At 63.9% G+C, this 12,485-nt stretch carries 8 protein-coding genes; all 8 read right to left on the bottom strand.

What is annotated here, in order from left to right; translation table 11 throughout:
- Positions 1 to 2: 2 nt before the first annotated feature.
- Positions 3 to 1,100 carry a Gfo/Idh/MocA family protein gene (locus CV770_RS00750; RefSeq protein WP_104460999.1) on the bottom strand — a complete coding sequence of 366 codons (1,098 nt, stop codon included), beginning with the start codon at positions 1,098 to 1,100 and terminating at the stop codon, positions 3 to 5.
- Between the two features lie 21 nt (positions 1,101 to 1,121).
- Entirely contained in the window at positions 1,122 to 1,970 is an 849-nt protein-coding gene (locus tag CV770_RS00745) for a carbohydrate ABC transporter permease (protein ID WP_104460998.1), read from the bottom strand.
- Positions 1,963 to 2,904 (bottom strand): carbohydrate ABC transporter permease, encoded by a 942-nt coding sequence (locus tag CV770_RS00740; RefSeq protein ID WP_091952549.1) that lies wholly within the window; start codon positions 2,902 to 2,904, stop codon positions 1,963 to 1,965. The genes CV770_RS00745 and CV770_RS00740 overlap by 8 nt, the downstream gene beginning before the upstream one ends.
- A gap of 2 nt (positions 2,905 to 2,906) precedes the next feature.
- Positions 2,907 to 4,166 (bottom strand): extracellular solute-binding protein, encoded by a 1,260-nt coding sequence (locus CV770_RS00735; protein WP_104460997.1) that lies wholly within the window; start codon positions 4,164 to 4,166, stop codon positions 2,907 to 2,909.
- Positions 4,167 to 5,466: 1,300 nt separating this feature from the next.
- A complete protein-coding gene (locus CV770_RS00725) occupies positions 5,467 to 6,786 on the bottom strand; it encodes a DUF3422 domain-containing protein (protein ID WP_104460996.1) in 1,320 nt (439 codons plus the stop codon).
- 146 nt (positions 6,787 to 6,932) lie between these two features.
- Positions 6,933 to 9,245 carry a TonB-dependent receptor gene (locus CV770_RS00720; RefSeq protein ID WP_104461062.1) on the bottom strand — a complete coding sequence of 771 codons (2,313 nt, stop codon included), beginning with the start codon at positions 9,243 to 9,245 and terminating at the stop codon, positions 6,933 to 6,935.
- On the bottom strand, positions 9,226 to 10,305 hold the full coding sequence (locus CV770_RS00715) for a HoxN/HupN/NixA family nickel/cobalt transporter (protein ID WP_104460995.1): 1,080 nt from the start codon (positions 10,303 to 10,305) through the stop codon (positions 9,226 to 9,228). Before CV770_RS00715 ends, CV770_RS00720 begins: the two co-directional genes overlap by 20 nt.
- A gap of 204 nt (positions 10,306 to 10,509) precedes the next feature.
- Positions 10,510 to 12,435, bottom strand: a complete 1,926-nt coding sequence (locus CV770_RS00710; RefSeq protein WP_104461061.1) for a TonB-dependent receptor — start codon at positions 12,433 to 12,435, stop codon at positions 10,510 to 10,512.
- Between the last annotated feature and the right edge of the window lie 50 nt (positions 12,436 to 12,485).

Raw genomic sequence — 12,485 nt, 5'->3', positions numbered from 1 at the left:
CCTCAGTCGATCTGTCCCGTTTCAAGTCCCGCCGGCAGCATCGCCGGCCGCTCGACGCTGCTTTCGATCTTGACGCGGCGCCCTTCATCGGCGGAGGTCTGGAACGCCTCCATCACCTCCAGCGCGTGGAACGCAAGTGCGCCGCTGGCGCGGTGCGGTCGGTTGTTCAGGATCGCGGACGCCATGTCGGCGACCCCGATGGAGCGGAACTCGCCCTCGACATAGCCGTGCGTCAACGGCATCGTTTCCCATTCGCCGCCGGTCCTGGCGAGGTGCACCTCGCCGCCGAAACGATTCGGATCCGGCACCTGCATGCTGCCCTTGTCGCCATAGATCTCGATCGGCGCATGCCGGTGCTTCGGTACATCAAAGCTCATCGCGATCGAGATGACTGCTCCGCTCTCGAATTCAAGCGTGCCCGCGACATGGGTCGAAACCTCGACCGGGATCAGCGTGCCGTTCATCGGCTGGCTGGTGACCAGGCGCTCCGATTTCGGCCGCGCGGTCGAGCCCATCACGCTAGCGACCGGGCCGAGCAACTGCACGAGGTCGGTGATGTAGTACGGCCCCATGTCGAGCATCGGCCCGCCGCCGCGCAAGTAATAGAAGCCCGGCGCCGGGTGCCAGCGCTCATGGCCGGGGCAGCCGAAGAAGGCACTGCCCGCCACCGGCGTGCCGATCGCGCCGTCGTCGATCAGCTTGCGGGCGGTCTGGTGCCCGCCGCCGAGGAACGTGTCGGGCGCGCTGCCGACGCGCAGGTTCTTCTGTGCGGCGAGATCGATCACCTTGCGGGCTTCGGCGGCGTTGATGCCGAGCGGCTTCTCGGAATGGACATGCTTTCCGGCATTCAGCACCGCGAGACTGACGTCGGTGTGGGCCAGCGGCACCGTGAGATTGATGACGACCTCGACGTCATCGCGCTTGAGCAATTGATCGACCCGCATCGCCGGCAGCCCGAAAGCGGCACCCTGCCGCTCCGCGACGTCACTGCGCATATCGGCGAGCGCCCTGACCTCCATGACCGGGAAGCGTTGCGCCGCCTTGAGGTAGGCGGTGCTGATGACACCGCAGCCGATGATTCCAATTCCGACTTTTCTCATAGTGATCTCCGTAAGGTCCGTTCATCCCTTGACCGCACCTGCAGTGAGGCCGGCAACGATGTGCTTCTGCGCCAGAAGGAAGAGAATGATCGTCGGCAGGATGGTCAACGTGATGAAGGCCAGGATCAGGTGCCATTCGGACGAATACTCGCCCTGATAGACCATGATGCCGAGCGGCCAGGGATAGAGCGCATCCGTGTTGAGCATCACCAGCGGCAACAGATAGGCGTTCCAGCTGTTGACGAAGGTGATGGTCCCGACGGTCGCCAGGATCGGCCGCGACAGCGGCAACGTCACATAGCGGAAGAACTTGATGTAGCTGCAGCCGTCGACCAGCGCAGCCTCGAGCAGTTCATAGGGAATGTCCTTGAAGAAACGCCGGAGCAGCAGCACGCTCATCGCGAGGCTGAAGGCCACCTGCGGCAACGCAACGCCGAAATAGGTATCGAGCAGCCCGAGATCGCGCACCTTGATGAACAACGGAAGCACCGCGGTCGCCGCCGGAAACAGCAGACCGAGCGTGAGATAGCTCAGCAGCATCGAGCTGCCGTAGAACTTGACATGGGCAAAGGTGAACGCCGCCATCGAGGCGGTGATCAGGGTCAACACCACCGCGAGCGACGATATGATCAGCGAGTTGCGCAGGAGCTGCCAGTAGCGCGCGGAGAACAGGATGTCGGAGTAATTCTGCCATTCCCAGTGACGCGGCAAACCGAACGGGTTGACGCGCAATTCGCCGAGCGATTTGAAGCCGCCGAGCAACGTCGCGAGCAGCGGCACCAGCACGAAGATGGCCACGATGGCAAGGAACACTGCCTTGAACAGCACGGCGGGATCGACCAGAGTGCGGGAGGTCTCGGCACTACTCATCGCGCATGAACCAACGCTTGTAGGTAAAGGCAAAGGTCACGCAGATCGCGAACAGGATGACGCCGATGGCGCTGCCATAACCGACCCGCATGCGAGAGATGCCGTTGTTGTAGAGGAAGCTCACCATCGTGTTCGAGGAGTCCGCAGGTCCCCCGCGTGTCAGCGGCATGACGAGGTCGAACAGCTGCAGCGAGCCGACAATGGCGAAAAACACCGAGAGGCGAATCGTCGGATAGAGCAAGGGAATGACGACATGGCGCAGGGCTTGCCAGCGCGTCGCACCGTCGATGCGTGCCGCCTCGATCAGACTCTTGTCGAGACTTTGGAGCGCAGCGATGAACAACATCATGTGGAAGCCAAAATACTTCCACACGATCACGATCAGCACGGCCAGCATCGACGTGTCGGTTGAAGCCAGCAGATGGGGCGGCTCGGCGCCGAAGCTGCGCCAGATCGAGGCGACGAGGCCGTAGTCGCCGTCATAGACGAAGCTGAAGATCAGCCCGGTCGCGATCTCGGCCAGGATATAGGGCATGAAGAACAGCATGCGCAGCGCCACCGACCCGCGAAAGCGTTCGGCGAGCATCAAGGCCAGCGTCAGCGCGAGCGGCAGCTGGATCGCGAGCGAGACCGCAATAATCAGCCCATTGTTGCGCAGCGCGAGCCAGAAGGCGCGCGTCTCCAGCACGAAGCGGTAATTGTCGAAGCCGATCCAGTTGGTCGGCCTGCCGAACCCGTTCCAATTGAAGGCCGAATACCAGGCGGCCTCGCCGATCGGCAGCACCACGAACAAGGTGAACAACAGCAGCGCCGGCGGCAGGAACAGGATCAGGACCGTAAAGCGGCCGTCCCAAGCCGGGCCGCGGACCGCGAGCGAAGAGAACGGTGTCTCCGCGACGCCAATCGCGGGCGAATTCGCGATACGCCGCGCCACCGTCAGTTGCCCTGCTTCCACGCCGCCTCGATCGCCTTCGCCGCATTCTGCGGGCTCATGCTGCCACCGGCGATCTCCGCGGTGACGTCGTTGACGACGCGGCCGACCGACGGACCAAGGCTCTGGTCATAGAAGTTCTGGTGGTAGTTCGACTTCGCCAGATTGGCCGCGATCAGCTTCATGAAGGCATTGTTGAGACCAGCGTCCGCGCCCTGCACCACCGGGATGATGAAGTTACCCGCCGCAAGCCGCGTCTGCACGTCCTTCGAGACGAAGTACTTCAGGAAATCGACCGCCTCCTTCGGCGAGCCTTTCGTGACCAGCCAGCCGGTAATGCCGCCGAGCGTATCGGTCGGTGCGCCCTTGCCGCCGGCCACCACCGGGAAGTCGAACCAGCAGATCTTGTCTTCGCTCAATCCGACCTTGTCGGCGGCGAGAGCGCGCTGCAAATGATAGACAGTGCTGATCGCGAGCGTCATCGCTGCCTTGCCGTCACCGAAATGGCCAACGGCCTGCGGATTCTTGAAACCAAGGAAACCATTCTGGAACGGCTGGAGATCGACGAGTTGCTTGAACAGCTCGCCGGATTTCTGGAAGGTCTCGCCGGCGAAGCCGCTGTCCTCGCCGCGCAATGCAGCGTCAAACGCCGGCTTGCCGCCGATACGCACCGCAAGATGGGTCCAGTAGAAGTGCAACGGCCATTTGTCGGCGCCGCCGACCACGATCGGAGTCACGCCGGCGGCCTTCAGCGTCTTCACCGCCGCAAGCAGATCGTCCCAGCTCTTGATCCCGGCAGGATCGACTTTCGCCTTGGCCATCAGCTCCTTGTTGCAGAGGAAGCCGACCTGCGACAGCGCGGTCGGCAGACCATAAACGCGGCCGTTAGCGGTGAACGCGGCGAGCGCGGCCGGCGTGAGACTGTCGCTGTAACCCTTCACCTGTTCGGTAATGTCGTCGAGAACACCTGCCTCGATCTGGGTCTTCAGGACGCCGCCGGCCCAGCTGTAGATGATGTTCGGGCGATCCTTGGATTGCAGGATGGTCGGCAGCTTGGCCTTATAGGCTTCGTTCTCGAGAAACTGCATCTCGACCTTGACGCCAGGATGGGAGGCCTCATAGGCGCGCGCGACCTCCTCCCAGATTTTCACCTGGGCCGGATTTGCCTCGATGTGCAGCCACTTTACGATCGTATCGGCTGCGGCGGCGTCGGCCAAAAGCAGGCATGTGGCAGCGGCGAGTCCCAGCTTCCTGAGCAGTCTCATCACATCTCCTCCCGACCGGATCTTATTCTTTGCCGCGATCCTGCTCCCGATTTTTGAGGTACGCAACTAAAATTCTGATCTACGCACCTCACGCGGGAGGGGGTCTATATCCGGAAGTGCTGGTCGCCCGCGGCGCATCCGGAACTGGCGCCGCGATCCGTGCGGCGTTTTGCGTGGCAGAAATCCAGCATGGTGGGCGTCCCGTGGGCCAAACTAGGGCATGCGAGCCGTGGGCCTAACTGGGAGCGCGCATTTCATGCGGGTCGTCGGCACCCACCATGAGCGAATGCGCGTGCTTTCGCGATCAGGGCCGGCGGGTGCTCTTCCTGATAGACTCCGTGACTCGCTTCGGGGCATGGGGCGATCGACCATTTTCCGATCTCCGCTGGCATTCCCCGCGAAGACGAGCGTCCGGTGCGCCGCGGCTTCTCGATTCAATCATTACCGTCTCGGCGTACTTGATCGCCTGGTCGAGGCCCGGAAATGACATCGCGTGTGTGTCGCAGACACACCTTCGCATTCTCGCGGCGTAATTCGCCCGAGCTTTGCTTCGTCTCGCTACCCTCAAAAGCCAAGAGGGCGCAGGGAAGGCCGGGTGCCGGCTCGCACCCGCGGTCCGCTGCGCGAAAAGCGCACGCAGGAAGAACCGCACAGCAGCATACAGGTGGTGCCGATCACTCGGCCTTCCCTGCGCAGTGGTCGGACGGCTTATGCCGTGATCTCCTGGGAGCCGAACTTTCCTTCTGGCCTCCCTCGCCCCGCGAATTGGATGATGCAGTCCGCCCGGTTGGGCTCGCTCGCACCTTCGCAGACAGCTTAACCGTAGCAACGACGGCCAGGACCACACGGTTTTGCCGTACGCACGGCCCGCCATTTCGCCGCAGTTTTTCCAGCCCTGTCGACGGAGCCGGAAACTTACAGACGAGACGAAGCCTAGCAGCGCCGCTCATCCGCACGAAGCCTCGGGCTCACAGGGACTACCCGCCCTGCCCGCGCCTCTCGTGCCGACGCTGCCGCGTCCACCGCAAGCCCGGCTCGCGATAGTGACGACACATGATCGCCCCTCTTGGTTGAGCCGGGATGGGCAACACATACGCCGAAACCGAATTTCGGTAAAGTGGAATATTTCTGCGCGCGGGGATTGACAGAGGGCGACACAGGCAGGTGCCGTAGCCCGGATGAACGCAGCGACATCCGGGATCGGCGCGAGTCGCGGCACGGCGATGGGTGCGGACGCGCGGATCCTGTTCAGCGACATCGAGCCGGGCAGCGCCAGAGCGCAAGAGCCTCGTTTGCGCCCTCAGTCGTGAGCGCCCGACATTTCGTCGTGCTTCAAGTGCCGCCTGCGGATATTGCGGGTGACGATCCAGACCACGGCCACGGCAACCGGCACGAAGATCGCGGTTGCCAGCGAAGGCTCGACATGCAGACCGCCGTCATGGGCGCCCTTGGCGAGGTAGCCGAACAGGCTGACGACGTAATAACCGATGGCCGCCACCGACAAGCCTTCGACCGTGCTCTGCAGCCTCAATTGCAACCGGGTGCGCTCGTCCATCGAGCGCAGCAGATCGCGATTCTGCTCCTCGAGCTCGACATCGACGCGTGTGCGCAACAGATCGGCCGCGCGCGCGAGCTTGATCGACAGATCGGCCTGCCGGTCCTCCATCGTCGCGCAGGTGCGCATCGCAGGTGCCATGCGGCGGGCGAGGAAGGAGGACCAGGTCGGATAGCCCGCGATCTCGCCGCCTTCGATCACGGCGAGGCGGGCCTGTACGATGTCGTTGTAGGCGCGGCTGGCGCCGAACCGAAACGAGCTGCCGGCAGCTCCCCTTTCGAGCGAAGCCGCCAATGCGGTCAGTTCCGTCAGGAGATGGTTGTTGAGCTTGAGATCCTCGGCGCCCTGCATCTCCTCGAGCACTTCGACGAGCCGCCGGCCGATATGATCGACAGAGGGCGCAAGCTCGAGCGCGGCGGGCAGACCGAGCAGCGCCAGCGTGCGATAGGTCTCGATCTCCAGCACACGCTGCACGAGGGCGCCGAGCCGGCCGGGCGACAGGCCGTCGTTGCAAACGAGAATGCGGACGAAACCCTGATCATCGGTGCGAAAGTCGGATGCGACGACGGCAGGTCCGCTGCGGACCGCAGCGATGGCGAGACTGCCTCTCTCGAACAGCTGCTGCGCACGCTCCAGCGCCGCCGAGGTCTGCTCGACCTCGAGCTTGACGGCGACCAGCAATTGGCCGGATTGGCGCAGAGACCGGATCAACGCGGCCGACTCTTCACCGATCTCGCCGAACCGACGCGCGGGCGTCTCCGGGCTGCTCAGGATCCAGGTGAAGGTGCTGAACTCCGAGTGTTGCTCCCAGCGGAGCTGGGTGTCACCGATCGTCACCTGGTGATGCTTGGTTCCGGCGTCCGGCGGCGCCTGCCCGTGCGACATGCAGAATGCCACGAAGCTCTGCCGGTCCGCCGCAGCGACCTCGCCTTGGCCGAGAAAGGCAAAGCGGAGCACCGTGACCGGCGCCGTCAACCGGGTGAATGGACGCGCATGCACCTCGGCCAGCACCGCACCACGCTGCGGATGCAGTTCGAAGTCGGCGAGATCGAGGTCACGGTTCATCGACGGTCCCCTGGTGGGCTTTCAGGCCGCGATGCGCCGCCAACCTGGCCGTTCACTACCACAACACACCTCGCCTGCAACGCATCGCGCGTTGCGAGGCCATTTTTTCGCCGCGGAGACTTTCGCCGCCCACGACCTGACCAGACCTAGAACGTCCCGGCGATGGTAAGACGGAACGTCAACGGCTCCACGGGGTGCAGCACGTAGTCCATCACGCCGTTCTGACAGACTGAAGTTGGCGCAGTGCCCGATGCGCAGAGGTTGTAGAGCGTATCGGTCTTGAGCAGCGAGCCATAGGCATAACTGATCTGGTTCGCCCTCGTGTTGAGGAGGTTCAACACGTCGAGCTGAAGACGCCAGCCATTGTCGATACGATAGCCGAGGCGGCCGTTGAAAATGCTGGTCGCAGAGGAACGGAACGCGTTGTCCTCGGTCAGTGGGCTCGACGCCAGATAGCGCCAGCGCAAGGTCCCGAACCAGCCGGTCCTCTCGCCCAGCGTGACGCCTGCCGATGCCACCATCGCGGGCGAGTTCGGAATGTAGTTGCCGGGCGCATTGCCGATCTGCGCCTCGGGATAGCCGGCGAGCGAGGCATAGACGTCCGCCTGCTCGCTGTCATAACCGCGGAAGCGTGCATGGGTCATTGCGAGATCGGCGTCGATGTCGATCCAGGATCTGGGCCGGTAGTGGTTGGTCCATTCAAAGCCGTAACGGCGGCTGGCGCGGGTCGCCGACGTGTCGCCGGCATCGCCGGAGAACAGGATCTCGGAATCCTGATCCAGGATGAAGAGGCTGAGCGAGGTGTCGAGGCCGGGAACGATCCTGCTGCGCACGCCGACCTCTGCACCCTTGGTGCGCACCAGGAGCGGCGATGGCGTCAGCCTCGTCGCGGGGTCGCTGGGATCCTCCCTCGTGGTCGCGCCGCGGGCGTCGTTGGAGTGCATGCCGTAGCCGGCGCCGAAGAAGAATTCGGTCTGGTTGAACGGGCCGAGCGCCATCCTGAATTTCGGGCTGCCGAGCGCGGCGTCGGTGCGGCCGGAATTGCTGGCATTGAACCGCGAGGTGACGTCGGCGGTATAATAGTCGCCGCGCCAACCCACCGTCGTCCTGAGCCAGTCAGTCCAGCGCACCGTGTTTTCGGCATAGACGCCGACGCTGCCCTCGCCGACCTTGTCGCTGCGAACGCTGGCAAGGAAGCCTCGCTGGAAGGTGTTGGTGAGCGCGAGATCAATCGCATCATAGCGCGACTGCAGGCCAAAGCTGGTCTGCATCGGCAAGCCCGCCAACGCGCCGTTCAGCGTGCGCGAGATGTTGGCGCCCGCCATCAGGCGATCGTCGTGCTGGTGGAACTGGTCGCCGAGCACGGGATCGCTGAGGAAGTAGGTGAAATTGTTGAAGAGGTCGAGCTGGCTCTTCACGACATAAGCGTTGGCTTTCCAGGAGCCGAGATCGTCGGTCTGCGCGATGCGGCCGGAGAGTGCGAAACGGCTGGTGTTGCCGCCGTCGCTCGGATCTTCGGAGCCGAACCGGTCGAGCAGGCCACCGGTGATTGCGCGCTGCGGGACCTGGTCCGTCGAATTCCATTTGTTGGCGTAAGCCATGCCGGTGACGGAGACGCCGTCGGTCGCGGTGCCCTGGCTGAAGCGCACGAGGCCGTTGAGCTTTCGCACATTGTCCGGATTCTCCCACGGACCGTTGTAGGTCCCGATCTCGCCGGCCACGAGCAAGGAGCCGTCACCGACCTTCGCGGAGTCCATGCCGAGCAGGCGGCGATAGCCGAAGCTGCCGGCGGTCACCTGCGCTATTCCCCTGGTGCGGTCGATCAGACCGATATGGACGCTGCCGGCCGAGGCGAAATCGCCTTCGTCGGCGAAGTACGGACCCTTGCGCACATCCACTGCGGCGATGGTTTCCGGGATCAGCCAGTTGAGATCGGCATAGCCCTGGCCGTGCGCGTGGGTGCGCATGTTCACGGGGACGCCGTCAACGGTGATGGCAAGGTCGGTACCGTGGTCGAGATTATAACCGCGCAGGAAATACTGGTTGGCTTTGCCCTCGCCGGAATGCTGCGTCACGATGAGACCCGGTACGGCTTCGAGCGCTTCGCCCGGCCGCGTGAAGGGGCGTGCATTGATCTCCTCGCCCGAGACGGAGATCTCGCTGGCCATGCTGGGCTGGCCCTTTGCACCCGAGGCGACGCTGCGCACATCCGACGCTTGCGCCGCTGCCGGATACACGGGGATGCGGTGATCCGCTGGGGACGGCCTGCCGGCCCGGCGCGATGCGACCGGCTTCTTGCGCCCCGCCGTCTCGCCGCCGCCGATCTGGATTGGCGGCAGCTCGCGTGAGGTGTTCTCGCTCTGCGCGAAAGCGCGGCCGTCATCCGCGAGCAGAACCAGGGCCGAGAGTGCCGTCAGCGCGCCGCCGCCACGACAGGGCTCACGCCACTTCGGTCGCATCGGCGCATGCCAGAGCTTTCGTCGCGGCCCGGTGCCGGCCGTCCGCAAAGACGCGGCGATAGAGCACGACCGAGACGAGCCAGGCGACCGCGAACAGCGCGATCACGGCAAAGCCGACATTGGCGAGCGACTCGTTGAGGTCGCCAACCAGCGTCCACACCCCTCCGGACAGATCGAGCCGGTCGGCGATCAGCCCGAGCGCCTCGATACCGCCGATGAACAGGGCGACCGCCACCGAGGCGCCGGTGATCGTGAGGTTGTACCAGAGCTTTCGCAAGGGGTCGACGAAGGCCCATCGATAGGCGCTCACCATCAGCGCGGAATCGGCGGTGTCGACCAGCGCCATTCCCGACGCGAACAATACAGGGAAAACCAGCACGTCGGCGACTGACGCGCCGCGCGCGGCTTCGGTTGCTGAGATGCTGAGCAGGCCGATCTCGGTCGCCGTGTCGAAGCCGAGCCCGAACAGGAAACCGAGCGGATACATGTGCCAGGGTTTTGTGACCAGGCGGAACAGCGGTCCGAGCAGTCGCGCGAGGAAGCCGCGATTGGCGAGCAGCCTCTCGAGGCCTTCGGCGTCGTGAACCCCCTGCTCCCGCGCCGCGCGAAACGTCCGCCACAGGCCGACGAAGATGACGAGATTGATGGCCGCGATCACGAGCAGGAACAGCGCCGACACCGACGTGCCGATGAGGCCGCCGATCTCCTTGAGCAGGCTGTCGCCGCCAAGGCTCACCACGCCGAGCGCGAGCAATATGGTCGCGACCACGACGACGGTGGAATGGCCGAGCGCAAAATAGAGGCCGACGCTGCGCGGCGCGCCACCCGTCTGCATCAGCTTACGCACGACGTTGTCGATGGCGGCGATGTGGTCGGCATCGACGGCGTGGCGCAGACCGAACACCCAGGCCAGCAGCGCAGTCGCCAGCACCGTCGGCCGATCGCCGAACAGCGCGAAGGCCCAGGCCCATGCGGCGATGTTGGCGGCGATCAGCCCCCCGAACAGCACCACCGTTCCGGGCTCGACCGCCCGCAAAGTCCGCCTCACCGCCCGCTCCATCCACCTGATCCCGCAGTATGACGTTTATCAAGAACCCTCATACTGGCAAGAGCAAGAGCCGCGCCACTTTTCGGCCTGGCGGCCGAAAGGGCGCACCGAGACGGAAGTCACCTCGTTGATTCAATGGAGATTTTTGTTGTCCGGCGCATCACGGCGCCGGAGCGGAATGCTGGGCTGCGTTTCACGCAAGCGAATGCGCAACGATCACATGTCCACGGTCATCGACAAGAGATATGTACGCGGTGCTCCCAGGAAGAACGTTCCGAACGAAGCCACGCTGGACCAGTAACTCTCACCGGTCACGTTCTGGATGTTTGCGCGGAAAACGGTCTTCTTGCCGTTGATCGCCGTGGTGTAGCGGGCGCCGAGGTCGAGCCGCGTCCACTCGGGAATCGGCTGCTTGTTTGCGGCGTCGACGAACTGCCTGCCCGTGTAGATCACGGCTCCATTCAAAGTGAGGTCCCTCATCCACGGGAGGTCCCACTCCATGCCGATATTGGCCTGTATGTTCGGAACGCCGATCGGCGTGTTGCCCACATTGGCCGCGACGGCGGTCTTCGTCAGGGTGCCGTCCAGCAGCGAGATGCCTCCGAGGACACGAACATCCGGCAAGAGTTCGCCGTAGACGTTGAATTCGAGCCCGCGGACTCGTTGCTCGCCTGTCGCCGCGAAGCGCCCAGCGGACGACTCGCCACTCGCCTTCGATATCTCGAAGGCACTGAAGGTGGTTGCGATCCGGCCGAACTCCACCTTGATGCCGGCCTCGTACTGCTTGGCGATGTAGGGCTGCAGCACTTCACCGAAATTGGACGTACCCTGAGGGGCAATGTCGCCCCGCGCGAGACCTTCGACATAGTTCGCGTAGAGGGAGACGTTGTCCTGGGGACGGACGACCAGGCCGACCACCGGGGTGACCGCGCTCTTGTCATAGGACGACGTCGGTGTCCCGACATTGGAGGAATAGTTGTTCGCCTCGATGCCCTGCCGGCGGACGCCCAAAGTCAACAGGACGCGCTCATCGAGCACGGACAAGGTGTCGGCAATCGAAAGCCCGGTAAGCTCGCTGTCCGAGAGCCGAGGGCGGTCGCTGATCTCGTTCGCGAACTGAGTTGGCGCGACGATCGGACTGTAGATGTTCGAGGTGACCAAACTGCCATTGGTGAGCCGCCGGTGCAGCGCGTCGTGATAGACCGAGGCCTGGAAGGCGACGGCATGGTGGACGAAGCCGGTATCGAAGCGGGCGCGAAGGCCGCCATCATATGTGGTTCGATCGATGCTGAGGCCGAAGTACTGCGGCGTCGAGGTCGTATTGCCGCTCGTGCTGACGATGGTCGGAAGACCGAAGAACCGCTCGACGTTGGTCTTGGAGCCGCCGACATCCGCGAACAGCGTGACCTGCTCGGTGAGATCGTATTCGGTCCGCAGCAAGGCAGACTGGTCGTTGATGCGCGACCATTCCCAGGGCTGGGTCACGTTCAGCTTGCCGTCCGGCGCCTTCGGCACCTGCAGGCCGGGAGCCATCAGAAAGGGACGTGACGGCGCGTCGAACCGATCGGTCTGGGCGATGAGATAGAGCCAGGACCTGAACCGTTCGCCTTGATAGTCGAGCGCCAGCGATCCGACTCCTGTCGTCTCGGACTGGCGGTCGATGGGCGTGTCGCCGCCGCGGACGCTTCCGCTGGCGCGTACGCCCCATTCCTTGCCATCGCCGTAGCGCCTCGCAACATCCCAGTGACCGCCGAAACTTGCGGTCGAGCCGTAGCTCGCGGTCAAGCGGGTCAAATCCTCTTCCGCGCGCTTGGGCACGACATTGATGACGCCGCCGACACCGCCATTGGGCGCCATGCCCGAGAGCGCGGCCGAAGGACCTTTGAGCACCTCGATGCGCTCGACGTAGTCCGTGAAGATCCGATATGTCGGCGCGATTCCATAAAGGCCCTCGAAGGCGAACTCACCGTTATTGCCTTCGTTGATCGGGAAGCCGCGTATGTTGAAAGAGTCGACGATACCGCCGGTCGGGTGGGAACTTCGCACGGAGGGATCGAGGATCAGGGCATCCGCACCCGTTGCCGCCTGTTGATCCCGAATGAACTTGTCCGTGTAGCTCGTCGCGCTGAAGGGTGACTTCATGGTGTTGGTATTTCCGAGCATCCCCAGTCGCGCGCCTTGAGCGACCTGCC

Origin of the sequence: Bradyrhizobium sp. AC87j1 (genome assembly GCF_002936975.1) — a bacterium.
GTDB classification, from domain to species: Bacteria; Pseudomonadota; Alphaproteobacteria; order Rhizobiales; family Xanthobacteraceae; genus Bradyrhizobium; species Bradyrhizobium shewense.
The sequence above is the reverse complement of the archived record's forward strand: the minus strand, read 5'-3'. Positions and strand labels throughout refer to the sequence as shown.